A 17494-nucleotide genomic window follows, 5' to 3' on the forward strand; every position below is an offset into this window, starting at 1 on the left:
GCGCACCTCGATGCCGAGTTCGCCGGTGGCTCAGCCGACCAGCAGGTCCCGGCGCAGGTCGCGCAGGTCGCGCCGGTCCTGGTGCAGCCCCTTGTCCAGGTAGGCGTCGAAGGAGCCGAAGTCGGCGGCGACCTGGTCGAAGCCGGCGTTCAGGTACTCGGGGCGGACGTCCAGCAGCGGCTTGTAGACGGCCTGGTAGGCCGGCGGCAGCTTCGCCAGGACGGCCGCGTTGGCCTCGGCCCGGTAGGTGTTGCTGGCCAGGTAGTCGGCCTTGACGGTGCCGCGCGGCACGCCGAGCGCGGTCAGCAGGGTGGCACCGGCCCAGCCGGTGCGGTCCTTGCCCGCGGTGCAGTGGAAGAGCACCGCGCCCCGGCCCTCGCCGACCGCGTCCAGCACCGAACGGTAGGCGGTCTTCGCACTGTCGGCGGAGACCATGGTCCGCTCCGCGTCCACCATGGCCCGGACGGCGGCCTGCGGGGTGGTCACGTTGAAGGCACCGGTGTCGGCGACGCCGAGCACGTTGGCGGCGACCACTGTGGCACCGGCCGGGACCTTGTCCGGCGCCGCGGTCCGCTCGGCGGGGGTGCGCAGGTCGAACACGGTCCGGATGCCGAGGCGGCGGAGCTCGGCCAGGTCGGTGTCGGTCAGCCGGCCGAGGTCGTCCGAGCGGTAGACCACGCCCAGCTTCACCCAGTGGCCGTCGGCGGTGCGGTAGCCGCCCTCGTCGCGGAAGTTGGGCGCCGAGGCCAGGTGCAGCGAGCGGTCGGCCACGGTCAGCGCCTCGCCGCGGTCCGGCACCAGGTCGAAGTACCAGCGGTCGGCGGCGGCCAGGCCTTTGACGGTGACGGTGGCGGAGCCGTTGCCGCGGGCGACCGGCACCCGGTGCGCGACGCGGTCGCGGTCGGTGCCGGCGTACACGGTGACCTTGCGGACGCCGGGGGCGGTCCAGGTGAGGCTGAAGCTGCCGTCGGCCTGCTGGGTGGCGGTGGCGGCGGTGAACGGGATCCGGGTGTGCTGCGCCTGCGCGGGCAGCGGCGCGGCCGAGGCCGGGCCGGCGAGGGTGGCGGCACCGGCGGTCAGGGCGGCGGTGAGGGCCGCCGCGACGGCCGGGCGGCGGGGGATGGTGGTCATGGCCCGGGACCCTAGGCAGGCCGGGTCGGACCCCGGTGGCCTGCGAATGTCCCGATATCAACAAAATGTTGAAGATCTGGCGTCCGGGGCCGGGGGGCGGACGTCCGAGGTCGGGAGGTGAACCCGACAACCTCTTCGAATACAGTGCGGTGGCGCTCGAACGAAAGCGGGCGCCCGCCGGACGAAAGGCCCTTCTGTGATGCCCCTGTGGTCACGCGCGCAGCAGCAGGACTTCCGCAGCCGGGTACGGGGCTGCCTGCTGGGCGGGGCGATCGGTGACGCGCTCGGCGCCGGGATCGAGTTCGAGTCGCTGGAGAAGATCGTCGCCGCCCACGGCCCGAAGGGCGTCACCGGGTACGTCCCGGCGTACGGACGGCGCGGAGCGATCACCGACGACACCCAGATGACGCTCTACACCCTGGACGGCCTGATCCGGGCGCACATCAGCCGCGACGGCGGCAACTGGCACCCGCCCACCGACGTCCACCGCGCCTACCTGCGCTGGGCCGCCACCCAGCGCGACTGGGGCCCGGACGAGCGCCGCCCCGACCTCGGCTGGCTCGGCCGCGAGGAGTGGCTGTACGCGCAGCGCGCCCCCGGCCAGTCCTGCCTCTCCGGTCTCTCCGGCCCGGACGCCGACCGGCTCGGCACCGTCGAGCAGCCCCGCAACCCGCACTCCAAGGGGTGCGGCACCGTGATGCGGGCCGCGCCGTTCGGCCTGCTCACCGCCTGGGAGCCCGGCCTGGTCTTCCAGCTCGCCGTCGAGTGCTCGGTGCTGACCCACGGCCACCCCACCGGCTACCTCTCGGCCGGTGCCTTCGCGGTGATCGTCCACACGGTGGCCCGCGGCGGCACCCTGGAGGAAGGGGTGCATCTCGCCCTCGCGCTGCTCTCCGAGCGGCCCCGGCACGAGGAGACCACCGCCGCGCTCCGGGCCGCCCTGGACGCCGTCCGGGCCGGCGCACCCTCGCAGAAGCGGGTGGAGGCGCTCGGGGAGGGCTGGGTGGCCGAGGAGGCGCTGTCCATCGGGCTGTACTGCGCCCTGGTCGCCGAGGACGTGAAGTCCGGTCTGCTGCTGGCCGTCAACCACTCCGGGGACAGCGACTCCACCGGCTCGGTCTGCGGCAACCTGCTCGGGGTACTGCACGGGGAGACGGCACTGCCGCCCGAGCTGGTGGTCGAACTGGAGGGCCGCGGCGCCATCCTGGAGCTGGCCGACGACTTCGTCCTGGAACTCATGCACGGCCCGGAACTGCACAGCACCGAGGGCTGGCGGACCCGCTACCCGACGGGCTGACCCCCGGCCGCCGGCCCACGGCCGCGAGCCCCCGGCCCCCGGTACGCAGCGGTGCCCGCCGCGGGACGGCGGCGGGCACCGGGCGTGCGACGGACCGGTCAGACCTCGCCGAAGGCGCCGGCCGCGGCCGCGGCGGCGAACGCCGCCCAGCCCTCGTTGGAGAAGTGCAGCTGCGGGCCCTCGGGGTCCTTGGAGTCACGTACGGCGATCGAGACGGAGCTGGGGACCGCGATCTCCACGCATGCGCCGTTGCCGCCGCTGTGGCTGCTCTTGCGCCAGGTCAGGTTGCTCGTGGACTTGGTGCTCATGTGGCTCTGAACCTCTCTACGTAGGTGTGGATCAATGACCGGCTCTCCGCGACGCTGAGTGCTGCGGCCCGCAGGTGGTCATAGAGATTGGTATAGCGGCGGACGTCGGCGTCCTTCTCCAGGTAGAGATCGCTCGTCACCCCTTCGAAGTAGACAACTGTCGAATCCGCGGACTCGGGGAACTCCATCAGGGAGAATGTCCCGGTCATACCGGGGTGTGCCCCGTAGTCGAAGGGGATCACCTGCAGGTTGATGTTGGCCCGCTGGCTCAGCGTCAGCAGCTGGTCCAGCTGGTCGGCCATCACCGCCGGGCTGCCCACCGCCCGGCGGAGCACGGCCTCGTCTATGACCACCCACAGGCTCCCGAGCTGGTCCTCGCCGTAGATCCGGTCCTGCCGCTTCAGCCGGACGTCCACCCGCCGCTTGATCGCGCCCGGGTCGGTGTCGGGCTGGGTGCCCGCCACCACCGCCTCGGCGTACTCCCTGGTCTGCAACAGGCCCGGGATGAACGAGGATTCGTAGGCCCGGATCGACGAGGCCTCCGCCTCCAGACCGATGTACACGCTGTACGGGATGTCGCCGAAGTCGTGCCACCAGCCGCGCTGCCGGGACTCCCGGGCCATCTCCATCAGGCCGGCCCGGATCCGTTCGTCCGTCACCTCGTAGACGTCGCACAGGTCGCGCACGTCCCGCTGGCTGATGCTGCGACGCCCGTTCTCCAGCCGGCTGATCTTCGACTGGGAGACCATCAGGCGGCCGGCCACCTCTTCGGCGGTCATCTGCCGCAGTTCACGCAGGCGCCGCAGCTCGGCACCGAGTCTCCGGCGCCGGACTGTGGGATTGACGCTGGTGGACACATCGACCTCCGGCCGGTCCTCTGGCGCGGCGGACGGCGCGGCGCCTCGGAAGAGTGTGGAAATTGGTACCAACCCCCTGATGTGGAGCAGCATGCCATCTCGTCTCCGGTCCGTGCCGGGGAATCACCTGAGCGCAGTAGAACAGATCATCGGAAAACCGTTCATTCCGGATCATGGGCCTTGCGCTCCGACCACCCTTACCGGTACGGGCGTTCGCGGCACACGGTCACGCCCCCGCCGAGCCGTGCGCGGCCGCCCTCGCCCGGTGCCGGGCACCGCATCTGACGATGGGTCGGACCGTGAACCTGACGGTGGGTCGGACGGCGGACCGGCCCGCCGGATCCGACTGTATGCCCTCGCACGGACGGTGAGGCGCGCGGCGTCCGTGCCTGCGGACGCGGTCCGGGACGGCTTGCGCCCGGGGGCCGCAGGTGGAGGACGGCGGCCGGTGCGCGGCGGCCGGTGCGCGGCGCGCGCTCGGCGGGTGGACCGGTCGGTCGGCGGACCGGTCCCGGTGACGGCCTCGCCGTCCGCTCACCGGCGCCTCACCGCCCCCGCAGCCGTCCCGTCCCGGAACGGCTGCGGGGCGGCCCGACCGGCGTCTGGTGCGCCGGGCGGGACCGCCCCGAGAAGTGCCTAGCCACCTAACAGCGCGCGCCGGTCATCGCGCGCCCACCCGTGCTGCCACACCACGCCCCGGTGCGGGGCGGCCGGGCGGGCTCGCCGGCGCGCGGTTCTGCTGGACCGGCAGGCCGTTCTGCACGTCCATGACGGCGTGCGCGACCATGCCGCCCAGCGGGTCGTAGCGGATCAGGTCGCGCAGCCGTGACCGCGAGGACCTGCCCTCGTTACCGGGGTAGAGGTGCTTCCCCAGTCCGACCGCGTGGGCCAGCGCGGCCAGCGCCGCCGTCCGGGGGTCCGGCGGCACGCCGGTCCGGATCGCGGTGTCGAGCCGCTGCTTGATCGCGCCGTTGGTGCAGTCGTCGGACGCCTGATAGCGCGTCGTCGGCAGCACACCGCACATCTGGCCCGGCACCGCCGTCACCATCCCGCACCGTTCGAGGTGCGCGAGGTACGTCTGGCGCAGCCCCAGCCGGGGCCCACCGATCCAGTGCGCGGCACGGACCGGACTGCCACGTCGGCGCAGCAGTTCCAGTGCGTGGTCCAGGGTGGGATCACCGGTCGGCCGGGCCATCACCACGGCGATCCGATCTCCGTCCGGGACTATCCGTCCGGCCAGGGACAGCTCCACCAGCTGTGCCCCGGCAAGTCCGAGGTCGAGGGTCTGCGGCTGCGCCGTGGTACCCGTGGCCGGGTCCAGTGCGAGCAGCAACAGCTCCTCGGGAATTGTTCTGCGGCTCCTGCCCATCCAAGCCTCCCCGCGTGGATGAATGACAGAGTGACGCCTCTCACACAGGCTTGTCGAGTACGCCTCCGAATCGTGACCTTGCCGCACAAGGCCCCGTGAGCCGGGGAACCGCCGCCGAAGGGCGCAGCGTCTGAACCGGGGAGCAGCCCGGGCGGGCGCAATAACCGCCGGTCGGGCGGGGTGCGCGCGCCCCCGGGGTCTCCGGTGCCGGAGACTGTACTGCTAGCGGAGCAGGACGAGAACCTGCGCGAAAAAAGAACTCGGCGGTAACTCGACGGTCGGCCCGGGCAGGGCCGGGCGGACAAGGAGGAGTGGGTCACGTGGGCGAGTCCCCCGACGGAGTGCGCAACGACGGCGAGAGCGGGCCGGCCGAGCCCGAGCAGGCCGGGTCGGGTACCGGGTCGAGCAGCTCCACGGTGCAGCTGCGTGTCCAGGATCTGGACTCCCGGACCACCGCGCTGCGCCTGCCGGTGGACAACGCCACCACGGCCCTGCGGGTGCCGAAGGAGGTCGTGGCCGCGGCCGAGGCCGAGGTCGACGCCAGGGCCAAGGCCGGTACGGCGGCCGGGAGCGACGGCCGGCCGCAGGACCGGGACGGGGCCCGGGCCGGCGCGAGCCCGGCCGGCCGGGACGCGAAGGACCAGCCGGACGAGTCGGACCAGGAGGAACCGGCCGGAGGCCGGGCGGAGTCGGACCGGTCCTCGCGGCCGGCGTCCGAGGCGCCCGGGGGCGGTGCGGACCGCGCGGGCCGCGACGGACCCGCGGCCGAGCCGCGGGTCGGACAGGCGGGGCCGGGCCCGGCCGCCGCGGCCGCCGCCGCGGGCAGCGGGAGCGCCCGCCCGGCGGGTGCCGACCCGCGTCTCACCATGCGGGACAGCCGGGAGGGTGCGGGGGCCGCGCTGAAGGGGGTCGCCCCGGCGGCCGACAAGCCGGTCGGCGGGTCCGTCCCGGAGCCCCCGCCCAGCCCGCTGCCCGAGCCCGCCCCGGAGCCGGGACCCTCCCCGGAGCCCGAGCCCACCCCTTCGCCGGACCCCACCCCTTCCCCCGAGCCGACTCCCTCACCCGAGCCCACCCCTTCGCCCGAACCGCTCCCGGGTCCCGGCCCGAAGCCGTTCCCGGTGCCCGACCCGGCCGGCTCGCGCGCGGCCGCCCCGGCCGCCGCCGCGCCCGTCCGCACCCCGGTCCCGGCCGCCGCCGCGGCGGGGGCACCGCCCGTGTCCCCGCCGCCGCCCACGGCCCCGCCGTCGTTCCCTTCCGGGCCCGCACCCCGGCCGGCCCCGCAGCCGGCGCCCGGCCCGGAGAACACCGTCGAGGCGATGGAGGTGCTGGCCGCCCTCAGCCGCCGCCCGGTCACGCCGTTCCAGCGGGCGGTCAAGCGCGCCACCATCTGGACGGTCTTCGCCGCCGTGGTGCTCGGCGCCCTGGTGATCGGTCAGCTGCTGCGGCCGCTGCCGGCCCCCAAGGCCAAGCTGGGCCTCGCGAACAGCTTCACCTTCACCGGCGACCAGCTGAACGTCCCCTGGCCCGCCAAGGGCCAGGCCGCGGCCGAGGTGGTCGGCGTGGGCAGCCTCGGCAGCTCCGGCCCGGACACCCCGGCGCCGATCGCCAGCGTCACCAAGGTGATGAACGCCTTCCTCATCCTCCAGGCGCACCCCCTGAAGAAGGGGGAGACCGGGCCGGTCATCACCGTCGACAAGCAGGCGGCCCAGGAGTCCAACGACGCCGACCAGTCCAAGGTGACCCTGACCGAGGGCCAGCAGCTCAACCAGTACGAGGCGCTGGAGATGCTGATGCTGCCCTCGGCCAACAACGTGGCCCGGCTGCTGGCGCGCTGGGACTCGGGTTCCGAGGAGGCCTTCGTCAAGAAGATGAACGACCAGGCCGCCCAGCTCGGCATGGCCAACACCACCTACGCGGACCCGGCCGGCTACAACAACGACACCAAGAGCACGGCGAAGGACCAGCTGAAGCTCGCCGAGCAGGTCATGAAGATCGACATCTTCCGGCAGATCGTCGCGGAGCCCGACACCAAGTTCAACGGCCAGCGGGTCTTCAACACCAACGAGATCCTCTCGCCGAAGAACGGGGTCATCGGCGTGAAGACCGGCTCCTCCACCCCGGCGGGCTCCTGCCTGATGTGGGCGGCCGTCAAGGACGTCGGCGGCGTCAAGCGGATGATCCTGGGCGTCACCCTCGGCCAGCCCGCCACCAAGGAGGAGCCCAGCCTGGTCAAGGCCGCCCAGCCGATCAGCATGAAGATCATCACTGCCGCGCAGAACGGCCTGGCCGGCCAGACCCTCGCCAAGCAGGGCGACGTCGTCGGCCACGTCGACGACGGCCTCGGCGGCAAGGTCCCGGTGGTCGCCGCCAAGGACCTGACGGTGGCCGGCTGGTCGGGCATCACCGCCAAGGTCACCCTGGACGCCGCCAAACTCGGCCACACCGCCAAGGCCGGCACCCAGGTCGGAACCGTCTCGGCGGGCGAGGGCGACGGCCGGGTCGAGGTGCCCGTCACGCTGCAGTCCGACCTCGCCCCGCCGTCCATCGCGTCCCGCCTGTTCCGGCTGTTCTGACCGGCAGGACCCCGGCACTGCAGCACCCCTGAACCCCGGGCCCCGGGCCGCACGGCACCCGCCGTACGGCCCGCGGCCCGGGGTTCAACCGTCCCCGCTCCCGCTGCCGCCCCTGGCGCCCGCGTTCCCGCCGTCCCCGCTCCCGTCCCCGCTCCCGCCGGTGCTCCCGCCCCCGCTCCCGCCGGTGCTCCCGCCCCCGCTCCCGCCCCCGCTCCCGCCGGTGCTCCCGCCCCCGCCCCCGCTCCCGCCCGTGCTCCCGCCCGTGGGAACGTCGGGCGCCGCGGGACGGCCGCCCCAGCTGCCCGGCTCGGTGGCGGTGCCCAGCCACCCGGCGATCATCGGCTCCTCTGCGACCACCCGGCCCAGCACCATGGCCAGCGTCAGCGCCGCGAACAGCACGATCAGCCAGGACAGCGAGGTGAACACCACCCCGTACGGGCCGAACTTCTGCACACTGCGGCTCATCGCGCCCGGCAGGTACACCTGTGCGCCGATCCCGACCAGCCCCTGGGTCACCCCGCAGAGCAGTGCACCGGGCAACAGGGGGTACCAGCGGACGCGGCTGAGCAGCAGCAGGTGCTGCGTCCACCACCACAGCGCCGAACCGGCCAGCAGGGCCAGCGGCAGGCCCAGCACGGGGCCGACCCCGAAGCCCTTCCGGATCGGCACCTCGAACACCAGGAACACCAGCCAGACGGCCAGCCAGACCAGCCAACGCCAGACCGCCAGCCGGGCCCGGGCCCGCGGCATCTCCCAACAGCGCTCGCAGACCCGCTGGAGGGCCCGGCTGAGTGCGGTGGCGGACAGCAGGGTGACCAGCGCACCGAAGACGCCGAAGCTCTGCGTCACGTCGTCGTGGCTGGTCGACAGCAACCTCTGCACCTGCTGCTGCGCGGGGCCCTGCAGCCCGAGGTGGTCGCGGAGCGAGTTGGTCACGCCGTCGCGGACCGTGGCCGGGGCGAACACGGCCACCACGAACAGCGCGGGCAGCGCGCTGAGGAAGGCCTGGGCGGCCAGCCGGGTCGCGTTGTCCAGCAGGTTCACCCGGATGAGCTGCGCCGCTGTCCGGCCCACCAGCGGGATCCGCTCGGGTGCCGTCTTCGCATGGTCGGAGAGCCGGGCAGCACGGACCCTGGTCCGCGCCCAGCGCCCCGGCCCGGTCTCCGGAGGCGGGGTGCCGGCCGCATCGGGTCCGGCGGGTCCAGCGGGTCCAGCGGGTCCAGCGGGTCCAGCGGGTCCGGTGGGGTCACCGGGGTCGCCGGGCTCAGCGGGGCCGACGGGCTCCGGGGGTCCGACAGGCTCCCCGGTAGCGCCGGGCTCAGCGGGCTCAGCGGGGTCGCCGGGGCTGCCGCGACCGCCGCTCGGCGGGTCTGTCACGGGCACCTCCCGGAGAAGGTCGATGCCTCATGGTCGCCCGCGCCCAGCACCCCCGCACCCGGACCCGCCCGGTGAGCCCTGATCCGCCACGCCCGTGCCGCTCTCCAGAACGCGTTCGCAGACGGCTGCGGGCCCGGGCGCCTCGCGGCGGCCCGGGCCCGTCAGTGATCCACGTCCACGTCCACGTCGGTGCGGCGGACGTCAGCCCTTCTTGGCCGTGAGCTTCGCGACCCGCGCCTTGACGCCCCAGGCGGTGACCCGCCAGAGCGCCTCGACCACGATGTTGCGGCTCATCTTCGACGCGCCGTGCTCACGCTCGACGAAGGTGATCGGGACCTCGGCGACCTTGAAGCCGCTCTTGATGGCACGCCAGGCGAGGTCGACCTGGAAGCAGTACCCCTGGGAGGCGACCTGGTCCATGCCGAGGCCGAGCAGGGTCTCCTTGCGGAACGCCCGGTACCCGCCGGTGACGTCCTTGATCGGGACGTCCAGCATCAGCCGGGAGTAGAGGGAGCCGCCGCGCGAGAGCATCAGCCGGGACTTCGGCCAGTTCACCACCGCGCCGCCCGGCACCCAGCGCGAGCCGAGCACCAGGTCGGCGCCGCGCAGTGCGGTCAGCAGCCGGTGCAGCTCCTCGGGCTGGTGCGAGCCGTCGGCGTCCATCTCGACCAGGACGTCGTAGCCGTGGTCGATGCCCCAGTCGAAGCCCGCGAGGTAGGCGGCGCCGAGGCCCTCCTTGCCCTTGCGGTGCATCACGTGGACGTTGCCGTCCTCGGCCGCCATCTTGTCGGCGAGCTCACCGGTGCCGTCCGGGCTGTTGTCGTCCGCCACCAGCACGTGAACCTCGGGGACGGCCTCGCGGACCCGGGAGACGATCCGCTCGACGTTCTCGGCCTCGTTGTAGGTCGGGATGATCACCAGCACCTTGCCGAGATCGGCGAAGGTGCTCTCCTGGGCGGCAGTCACGTCTGTGCCTTTCACTGTGCTGTGGCGCGTCGGCCTGTCTGGCCTGCACGTCGGCTACCGGCGGCTGCCTACCCGCAGCCACACTGTCAGTCCGCGAACACGTCGGACCTCGGTCGGGTGAATACTGCCCGGAGCGCCCTGGTTCGGTCCACCGAGAGGCTCCGTAGCGGCGCATCACCCGTGCCGATGGTAACGAGCGACACCCGGCCTCGTTTCCGTGTACCCCGCAGGAACTGTTGTGCACCTGCCGGAGGCCGGACCTCGCGGGCCGTCCGTCCGGGCGGCCGACGCATCTCGAAGACGGCGACCCCGGAGCCCGATGATAGGCGACCGCCGCCGCCCGACGGCCTGCGGCCCCGGTGGGACCACCGGGATACGGCCACCGCGACCCGCCCGCGGACGCTCCCGGACCGCAGTCCCAACGGGGGAGATCTTCGGAGGCGGCATCCGCTAGTCTGTCATGGTCGGTCGCCCAACCTGGTTGGCGGCCTTCTTCAGCCTCAGTAGCTCAGGGGATAGAGCACGGCTCTCCTAAAGCCGGTGTCGCAGGTTCGAATCCTGCCTGGGGCACAGAGAAGCACCAAGGCCGCTGGCCCCTCCCCGCCCCACAGGGCAGAGGGGCCAGCGGCGTTCTGGCGGGCCGTCGGGCCCGGCGGCCCGGCGGGGTGAGGTCCGTCAGTTCTCGTCGGGCCGGTGGAGGGCCCGGGCCTGGGACAGCCAGTCGGCGAAGAGTGCGGGGTCGATGTCGGACGGCGTACGGAGCTTGAGGCCGGCCATCCGCTGGGCGCCCGGTTCGAGCCGGCCCGAGGGGTCGGTGAGCTCCTGGCCGCGCCAGAAGCCGAAGGTCACGTGAGCGGTGTACGCCTTGAGATAGCAGACGGGGTCCTTGCCGGGGGCGCCGCCCAGGCTCCAGACCGGGTGGCCGTGCCAGAGGCCCCCCGCGCCGGGTGCGGTGGCCTCGATGAGGGGCAGGAGCGCGTCGGTGATCTCGCGCTGCGCGGCCGGCAGGGCGGCGAGGTACTCGTCGAGGGTGGCGAACTTGGCCATGGTGGGACGTCCTCCGCGGTGCTGTGGTCGGTGCTGTTCTCACCGGTACGTCGATCGGCGCGATGTGACAGGGAATGCCTTCCCGTGCACCACGACGGGACCCCCTGCCGTGGCGTCGGCTGCGGCCTGGCAGGCTGGCCCGGGCGATCGGTCGGGTGATCGGTCGGCCGACCGGTGGTGCTGCCGAAGGGGGACTCGATGGGAACGGCTGGGGAGTTGCGGGGAACGGACGGCCGCGAGCCGGTGGAGCTGGTGATCTTCGACTGTGACGGTGTGCTGGTCGACAGCGAGCCCATCGCCGTCCGGGTGCACGTCGCACTGGGCGCGGAGTTCGGCTGGCCGCTGACCGAGGGCGAGGTGATCGAGGAGTTCGTGGGGCGCTCCTCCGCCTCGATCGGGGAGAAGATCGGGGCCCGGCTCGGCGCCGCCACGGCCACGGCCTGGGATGCGCGCTTCCGGGACCTCCACCGCGAGGCCGTGGACGCGGAACTGCGGGCGGTCGACGGCATCGCGGAGGCGTTGGACGGACTCGCGGTGCCGTACTGCGTGGCCTCCAGCGGCGACCACGAGAAGATGCGGCACACCCTCGGCCGGACCGGCCTGTACCGGAGGTTCGCCGGCCGGATCTTCAGCGCCACCGAGGTGGCCAGGGGCAAGCCGGCCCCCGACCTGTTCCTGCACGCCGCCGAGCGGCTCGGGGTGGCGGCGGAGCGGTGCGCGGTCGTCGAGGACAGCGAGCCCGGCGTCCGGGCCGCCCGGGCCGCGGGGATGCGGTCCTTCGGCTATGCGGGCGGCGTCACGCCCGCCCATCGGCTGGCGGGGCCGGGGACGGTGGTCTTCGAGGACATGCGGGCGCTCCCGGGGCTGCTGACCGGCTCCTAGCGGCGCCCGAAGCCGCCGCTGCCGCGAGCGTCCGCCGGCGCATGCGAACTGGCGGTGGGCCGGTGGCGCCCGTGCGGTCAGCGGCGGTGGCGGCCGCTGGTGCCGGTGCCGGAGGCGGCGGGTGCGGGGGCCGGGTAGGGGATCCGCAGCTTGCGGGCGAGCGGGGCGACGGCCTCGCCCGCGCCGAGCGGCCGGGCGAAGAGGAAGAGCGAGACCAGTACGGCCGCCGATCCGGCCATCATGCCCACCAGGTTCCCGAACAGGCCGATGCCGAACCAGCCGGCGATCCAGTGCGCGGCGACCGCACCTGGGACGCACGCCAGCAGGATCGCCAGGTGCAGACCGATCACCCGGCCGCCCTCCAGACCACTGGTGGCCTTGCCCCGGCGGGTGTTCAGGACGAGTGTCGCGTCCGGCGCGGCCTCGGGCTCGGCCGCCGCCGGCGCGGACCGCAGTCGGCGGCCCAGTGCCCAGCCGGTGATGGCCACGCTCACCAGGCAGGCGATCGTCTGCGCGGTGGCCATCCCGATGATGATCCAGCGCGGGTCGAGCAGCCAGAACGCGACGCAGGACAGGCCGGCATTGGTACCGGTGCTCACCACCGTCAGCCAGAACGGCGTCCGGGCGTCGCCCAGTGCGTAGAACCCGCGGGCCAGCGCGTACTGGGCGCAGAAGGCGGGCAGGCCGATCGCGAAGGCGATCAGTACCTGGGCGATCACCCAGGTGTCGGCCGGACCGGCCTTGCCGTGGCCGTACGCGATGGCCGTGATCTGCGAGGCCAGCACCACGAACAGCACGGTGATCGGGATGATCATCGCGGCGGACGAGCGCAGCATGCCCGACAGGTCGGAACCCACCCGGCTGTACTGGCCGGCGGTCGCGGCCCGGGTCATCCCGGGGAGCAGGGCGGTCACCAGCGAGATGGTGATGACGCCCTGCGGGACGACGAACAGCTGATAGGCGTTGGTGTAGGCGATGTTGCCGAGGCCGACGTGGAGTCCGGCCTTCCCGGCGAGGTCGCCGGCCCGTGCGGTCAGCTGGCTGATCACCGCGAACGACAGCTGGGTCACCACGACCAGCAGCAGCGCCCAGCCGGCCGAGCGCAGGGGCTTGCCGAGGCCGGCGCCGCGCCAGTCGAAGCGGGGGTGCCAGCGGAAGCCCGAACTGCGCAGGGACGGCAGTAGGCCGACGGCCTGGATCACGATGCCCAGCGTGCTGCCGAGTCCGAGCAGCATGGCGTCGGCCGAGGTGACGGCGCCGACGTCGCGGGCGTTGCTGCCGACCACCATGTAGAGGCCGAAGACGCCGATGGCGACCAGGTTGTTCAGGACCGGGGTCCACATCATCGCGCCGAACCGGTCGCGGGAGTTGAGCACCTGGCCGAACAGGGTGAAGACCCCGTAGAAGAAGATCTGCGGCAGGCAGTAGCGGGCGAAGGTGATGGTCAGGTCGCGCTTCACGCCGGGCGGATAACCGGAGTACGCGTCCGCGATGACCGGGGCGGCGAACCAGGCGGCGACGGTCAGGACGCCGAGGGCGACCGCGCAGATCGTGAGCAGCCGGTCGGTGTAGGCGACGCCGCCGTCCTTGTGGGTCTGCGCGGCGTGCACCAGCTCCGGGACGAAGACCGATGCCAGCACACCGCCCATGAGCATCATGTAGACGACGTTCGGCAGGGAGTTCGCGATGTTGAAGGAGTCGCCGAGCTCACCCACGCCGAGGGCGGCGACGATCATCGCGCTGCGGACGAATCCGAGTGCGCGCGAGGCCATGGTGCCCAGGGCCATGATCAGACCGTTACGGCCCGCGGAGGCCGCGGGCTTCGCCGGAGCCTGGGCCGGGGGTGCCGTCTGTGGCGGGACCGAGGGTGCGCCGGGCGGCGCAGCGGGCATCGGCGGCACGGGCGCGGAGTACTGCGCCGGGATCCGCAGGGCCATGGTGGGCGGGTCGATGTACGCGTTCGGGTCGGAGGACCCGTCCGTCGTGTGCATGGTCATCAGACCCCCGTCACTCGGTGCCTGGGTGGTGGTGCCGCGAGGCGGCTCCGCGACACCCGTCCGGCGAAACGTCGGTGTACGGAGTCGACCTGTCGGACAAGGCCGGCCAGGTCCACCTCGGACCAGGCCTCCCCGTGTCGGGCGCTGATATGCACCCCAGCCGGAGAAGTCTGCCTCACATCGGCACCCTCTGGGGAGCCGAGTGCATGTGGCGATACTCGCCACGGGCCCGGTGACCCTGCGGAGTTGAACCCCAGGTGGTCGGGATTGCGAGCGATTGGTCCGATTTGAGGGGTTATTGGCGGTAGAGCCCTCGGCCTGTTTGTTGGGTGAAGCACCGTTTCGCCCCCTGTGGGCATCCCTCGTTCGAGGGTGTGATCTTCCTCACTGGGTGTCAGGGGTCCCCCTCCCAGGGGTCCTCCCCGTCCGGGTCCGTGACGTGGCGGGACGGCGGCGTCGGTGCCCGGGCCGACCGGACCCGCGGTCTGGTCTGCCAGTCCACCCGGTGGGAGTCCCGGAGCAGGCCCCCGGGGTGCAGGAGTTCCAGCACCGCCGTGACCGCCCCCAGGACCACCGCGGCGCCGAGCCAGCCGGCCAGCACGTCACTCGGCCGGTGCGTGCCGAGCGCGATCCCGGTGAAGCCGACCGTGGCCACCGCCAGCGTCGCGGCCGAGCCGGCCGCCACCCGCCCGGCCCGGGTCGCCCGGGGCCACAGCAGCGCGGCCAGGGCGGTGCAGGTGATCAGCGCGGCCATCGCCCGGCCGGACGGGTAGCCGGGGCCGGCGGCCTGCGCGACCGGATCGGTGAAGTGCGGGCGGGGCCGGGCGATCGTCCACTGTGCCGTCCGGCCGGCGGCCCAGCCGACCAGTGCCAGCGCCGCCGCCCATCCGGCCAGGGTCCGGGCCCCGAGCCGGAGCAGCCAGACGGCGGCCAGGCCGAGCAGGACCCGCATGGTGGCGGGGCCGCCCAGATCGTCCATGGTCCGGACGGAGGCCGTCCACACGGTGTGCCGACGGGCGTACGAGTGCAGCGCATTCACCGATGCGCGGTCCAGGCCCGCCAGCGGGCCCCCGGGGGTGGCGGTGAGGACGGTGAGGAGGGCGAACAGTGCGGCAGCTCCGACCGCCACCCCGGCACAACGGGCGAGGTTCCGACGTTGTGTCTGGTGAAGGAGGTCGGGCGACTGCAGCTGCATGTCCGTCCCTTTCCCTTCCGGGCCGGTGATTCCAGCGCCGGGCGAGTAGCGATTCGGCATCATTTGCCCGCAGTTGGCGTCGCCGCCGGTGTGGGCCGGCCTCCGAGCCGGGTGCACAGATCGATCGCAGTGAGCGCCCAACGCGTCACCCTGGGTCAGGAGTCGAGGGAAAAACGGGCAGCATACTGCATGTCGGGGGAAAATCTGAGTGAGTTGGGAATGTTGTCCGATTTCTGTGCGTTGGATCGTTACGTGTGAGCCTCGGTGAGGCCCGCACCTCTTTGAGCCCGTGGATCTTCCCCGTGGGATCTCCAGAGGATCTCGCTGCACCGATCCGCCCATGACCGGCGCAGTCGCAGGCAGACCCGGCAACACCAGCAAGGGAGCAAGCATGGCCACCCGTGCCGTCGTTCGCGACAGGGCCGACCGGACTCGCTCGGCCCGCCCGACCAATTTCGAGGCCGACCGCGACCTTGTCGGCATGTACCTGGACGAGATCGCCAGGACGCCCCTGCTCGACGCCGCAGAAGAGGTCGAGCTCTCGCTCCGGATCGAGGCCGGGGTGTACGCCCAGCACCTGCTGGAGGAAGACCGGCTCCCCAAGGGCGTGACCCGGGAGGAGCTGGAGTTCATAGCCGAGGACGCCGAGCGCGCCAAGGACGTCTTCATCCGTTCCAATCTGCGGCTGGTGGTCGCGGTGGCCCGCCGCTACCCGCGCAGCGGCCTGCCACTGCTGGACCTCATCCAGGAGGGCAACGCGGGGCTCGTCCGGGCCGTCGAGAAGTTCGACTACTCGAAGGGGTTCAAGTTCTCCACGTACGCGACGTGGTGGATCCGGCAGGCGATCACCCGGTCGATCGCCGACCAGTCCCGGACCATCCGGCTCCCCGTCCACCTGGTCGAGGAACTCGGCCGGATTCGGCGGGTCCAGCGCGAGAAGGCCAAGGAGCTCGGGCGTGAGCCGGAGCCGGCCGAGGTCGCCGTCGAGCTGGACATCAGCGAGCAGCGGGTCAAGGACGTGCTCGACTGGGCCCGTGACCCGGTGAGCCTGAACATGTCGGTCGACGACGAGGGCGAGACCCAGTTCGGCGACCTGGTGGAGGACACCGGCGCGGTCTCGCCGGAGGACGCCGTGATGGTGATGCTCCGCCGCGAGGAGCTGGACACCCTGATCGACCGGCTGGACGACCGGACGGCGTCGATCATCCGGTCCCGGTACGGCATGGAGGACGGTCGCGAGCGGACGCTCACGGAGGTGGGCAAGCAGCACGGCCTGACCCGCGAGCGCATCCGGCAGATCGAGAAGCACGCGCTGGCCGAGCTCAAGAAGATCGCGGACCACGCGGGCTTCGAAGCCGCCTGACCGAGCGGGCAGGCGGGGACGCAGGCGAGCGGGGAAGCGGTTGAGGGCCCCGGTACGGCCACGGCTGTACCGGGGCCGACTCCTGCGGCGCCCGGGCCCGACCGGGGGCGGGTCGGCACGGCCTACGCTTGAACGCGCAGGGACACCACGGGAGGCAGCGGACGATGGGTGAGCAGGACAAGGACCAGGACCGGAACCGGGCGGGCGCCCGGGACGGCGGTCGGGGACAGGAACCGCGGACCCCGGCGGCCAAGGCGAAGCTGGTCTTCGCGGACCCGCTGGAGCGGCAGACCAGCGACGACACGGATCAGGGCTGGGGAGAGCGTCCCGGTGGCGGAGAGGGCAGCGGGCGAGGGCTCGACTGGTACCTGAGCCAGCGGCCGCCCCACCACGGGGACTGACCGGCGGAGTCGGGCGACCGGGGGACCTCGCACTACGGGCGACCGGTCGCGACCGGTCGCGGACGGTACGGGGACAGGAGCGGGGACGGAGCGGCGGACCCCGGAGCTGCGGCGGCGCCGAAGGTCAGCGCTGGTCGACCAGGGCGCCCCGGATCTCGGTGAGCAGGACGATCGGTCACGGGTGAACGCCTGGCTGTCCGGCTGCCCGGCTGCCCGGTCGACGGTCGCGACGGGTCACCCCGTGGGCGCGCCACTCTGCGTACAGATCGCCGGACCTGCCGCTGCCGGCCCCGGCGGCGGGCCGTGCCGTAGGGGCCCGGCGGTGAGGGCCGTGGCCGCCGCCAGCAGGCCGACGGCCAGGATGCCCGGCCGGAGTCGTACCGCCTGCCGGAGCCGGTGGCGGCTTCCGACGCCGCGCCGGATCGGCGGGAAGTCGGGGACCTCCTGTCGCGGAGGCACCTCGGGCGCGGGAGGCGGGGGAGCGGAGTGCCGGGCCGGGTGCGGGGCGAGGCGGGCCTGGAGGTTGGTGGTGAGGTGGGCTGCCGTGGTCATGGTCGGGCACCGCCTTCGAGGCTGGATCGGTACCGGCCCGCGGCCGGGCCTGCGGAACTCAGCCTGCGTCCACGCCGGATCCCTGGGAATGCCCCGGCGAATTCCTGTGGACAACCCCGCCCTGTGGATAACTTCCATCCCCCGTGGGGGTGAGCCGAGGGGATGCGTTGACGCCGCTG

At 73.1% G+C, this 17494-nt stretch carries 14 protein-coding genes and 1 tRNA gene; 6 read left to right on the forward strand and 9 right to left on the reverse strand.

What is annotated here, in order from left to right:
* Positions 1 to 30: 30 nt before the first annotated feature.
* On the reverse strand, positions 31 to 1131 hold the full coding sequence (locus AB0D08_RS08920) for a tyrosine-protein phosphatase (protein WP_359887175.1): 1101 nt from the start codon (positions 1129 to 1131) through the stop codon (positions 31 to 33).
* 199 nt (positions 1132 to 1330) lie between these two features.
* On the opposite strand from AB0D08_RS08920, the gene AB0D08_RS08925 reads away from it, so the two are divergent.
* Positions 1331 to 2428 (forward strand): ADP-ribosylglycohydrolase family protein, encoded by a 1098-nt coding sequence (locus AB0D08_RS08925; RefSeq protein WP_359887177.1) that lies wholly within the window; start codon positions 1331 to 1333, stop codon positions 2426 to 2428.
* Positions 2429 to 2526: 98 nt separating this feature from the next.
* Here the strand turns inward: AB0D08_RS08925 and AB0D08_RS08930 are convergent, their stop codons facing one another.
* The 3 genes from AB0D08_RS08930 to AB0D08_RS08940 all read right to left on the reverse strand — a co-directional run bounded on the left by AB0D08_RS08930 (position 2527) and on the right by AB0D08_RS08940 (position 4962).
* Positions 2527 to 2736, reverse strand: a complete 210-nt coding sequence (locus tag AB0D08_RS08930; protein ID WP_033821260.1) for a DUF397 domain-containing protein — start codon at positions 2734 to 2736, stop codon at positions 2527 to 2529.
* On the reverse strand, positions 2733 to 3593 hold the full coding sequence (locus AB0D08_RS08935; RefSeq protein WP_033821264.1) for a helix-turn-helix transcriptional regulator: 861 nt from the start codon (positions 3591 to 3593) through the stop codon (positions 2733 to 2735). The genes AB0D08_RS08930 and AB0D08_RS08935 overlap by 4 nt, the downstream gene beginning before the upstream one ends.
* A 661-nt stretch (positions 3594 to 4254) precedes the next feature.
* Positions 4255 to 4962, reverse strand: coding sequence for a GPP34 family phosphoprotein (locus AB0D08_RS08940; protein ID WP_033821261.1), 708 nt, complete (start codon positions 4960 to 4962; stop codon positions 4255 to 4257).
* Positions 4963 to 5282: 320 nt separating this feature from the next.
* Here AB0D08_RS08940 and AB0D08_RS08945 point away from each other — a divergent pair, with 320 nt between their 5' ends.
* On the forward strand, positions 5283 to 7535 hold the full coding sequence (locus AB0D08_RS08945) for a D-alanyl-D-alanine carboxypeptidase (protein ID WP_359887180.1): 2253 nt from the start codon (positions 5283 to 5285) through the stop codon (positions 7533 to 7535).
* 84 nt (positions 7536 to 7619) lie between these two features.
* On the opposite strand, the gene AB0D08_RS08950 is transcribed toward AB0D08_RS08945, so the two are convergent.
* Together AB0D08_RS08950 and AB0D08_RS08955 are read right to left on the reverse strand one after the other, a co-directional pair.
* On the reverse strand, positions 7620 to 8609 hold the full coding sequence (locus tag AB0D08_RS08950; protein ID WP_359887183.1) for a YhjD/YihY/BrkB family envelope integrity protein: 990 nt from the start codon (positions 8607 to 8609) through the stop codon (positions 7620 to 7622).
* A gap of 504 nt (positions 8610 to 9113) precedes the next feature.
* Positions 9114 to 9878: a polyprenol monophosphomannose synthase gene (locus AB0D08_RS08955; protein ID WP_359887185.1), complete on the reverse strand. Its 765-nt coding sequence runs from the start codon at positions 9876 to 9878 to the stop codon at positions 9114 to 9116.
* 497 nt (positions 9879 to 10375) lie between these two features.
* On the opposite strand from AB0D08_RS08955, the gene AB0D08_RS08960 reads away from it, so the two are divergent.
* A tRNA-Arg gene (locus tag AB0D08_RS08960) sits at positions 10376 to 10448 on the forward strand.
* A gap of 105 nt (positions 10449 to 10553) precedes the next feature.
* Here the strand turns inward: AB0D08_RS08960 and AB0D08_RS08965 are convergent.
* Positions 10554 to 10925 (reverse strand): DUF1801 domain-containing protein, encoded by a 372-nt coding sequence (locus tag AB0D08_RS08965; protein ID WP_359887188.1) that lies wholly within the window; start codon positions 10923 to 10925, stop codon positions 10554 to 10556.
* A gap of 198 nt (positions 10926 to 11123) precedes the next feature.
* Here AB0D08_RS08965 and AB0D08_RS08970 point away from each other — a divergent pair, with 198 nt between their 5' ends.
* Positions 11124 to 11807, forward strand: coding sequence for an HAD family hydrolase (locus AB0D08_RS08970; protein ID WP_051811527.1), 684 nt, complete (start codon positions 11124 to 11126; stop codon positions 11805 to 11807).
* A gap of 77 nt (positions 11808 to 11884) precedes the next feature.
* Here the strand turns inward: AB0D08_RS08970 and murJ are convergent, their stop codons facing one another.
* Entirely contained in the window at positions 11885 to 13804 is a 1920-nt protein-coding gene (gene murJ, locus AB0D08_RS08975) for a murein biosynthesis integral membrane protein MurJ (RefSeq protein WP_063794258.1), read from the reverse strand.
* A gap of 394 nt (positions 13805 to 14198) precedes the next feature.
* On the reverse strand, positions 14199 to 14933 hold the full coding sequence (locus tag AB0D08_RS08980) for a phosphatase PAP2 family protein (protein WP_051811526.1): 735 nt from the start codon (positions 14931 to 14933) through the stop codon (positions 14199 to 14201).
* Between the two features lie 457 nt (positions 14934 to 15390).
* Here AB0D08_RS08980 and AB0D08_RS08985 point away from each other — a divergent pair, with 457 nt between their 5' ends.
* Both AB0D08_RS08985 and AB0D08_RS08990 read left to right on the forward strand, forming a co-directional pair.
* Positions 15391 to 16362, forward strand: a complete 972-nt coding sequence (locus AB0D08_RS08985; RefSeq protein WP_033817770.1) for a sigma-70 family RNA polymerase sigma factor — start codon at positions 15391 to 15393, stop codon at positions 16360 to 16362.
* 164 nt (positions 16363 to 16526) lie between these two features.
* Positions 16527 to 16763 carry a hypothetical protein gene (locus tag AB0D08_RS08990; protein WP_033817771.1) on the forward strand — a complete coding sequence of 79 codons (237 nt, stop codon included), beginning with the start codon at positions 16527 to 16529 and terminating at the stop codon, positions 16761 to 16763.
* The last annotated feature ends 731 nt before the right edge of the window (positions 16764 to 17494 follow it).

This window comes from Kitasatospora sp. NPDC048540 (genome assembly GCF_040651175.1).
In the GTDB taxonomy this organism is placed as follows: Bacteria; Actinomycetota; Actinomycetes; order Streptomycetales; family Streptomycetaceae; genus Kitasatospora.

Bases quoted from the DNA above. Each gene is read 5' to 3' on its own strand.
- AB0D08_RS08925 (WP_359887177.1), top strand. From the start codon at position 1,331: ATGCCCCTGTGGTCACGCGCGCAGCAGCAGGACTTCCGCAGCCGGGTA.
- AB0D08_RS08990 (WP_033817771.1), top strand. From the start codon at position 16,527: ATGGGTGAGCAGGACAAGGACCAGGACCGGAACCGGGCGGGCGCCCGG.
- AB0D08_RS08965 (WP_359887188.1), bottom strand. From the start codon at position 10,925: ATGGCCAAGTTCGCCACCCTCGACGAGTACCTCGCCGCCCTGCCGGCC.
- AB0D08_RS08985 (WP_033817770.1), top strand. From the start codon at position 15,391: ATGGCCACCCGTGCCGTCGTTCGCGACAGGGCCGACCGGACTCGCTCG.
- AB0D08_RS08920 (WP_359887175.1), bottom strand. From the start codon at position 1,131: ATGACCACCATCCCCCGCCGCCCGGCCGTCGCGGCGGCCCTCACCGCC.
- murJ (WP_063794258.1), bottom strand. From the start codon at position 13,804: ATGACCATGCACACGACGGACGGGTCCTCCGACCCGAACGCGTACATC.
- AB0D08_RS08940 (WP_033821261.1), bottom strand. From the start codon at position 4,962: ATGGGCAGGAGCCGCAGAACAATTCCCGAGGAGCTGTTGCTGCTCGCA.
- AB0D08_RS08930 (WP_033821260.1), bottom strand. From the start codon at position 2,736: ATGAGCACCAAGTCCACGAGCAACCTGACCTGGCGCAAGAGCAGCCAC.
- AB0D08_RS08970 (WP_051811527.1), top strand. From the start codon at position 11,124: ATGGGAACGGCTGGGGAGTTGCGGGGAACGGACGGCCGCGAGCCGGTG.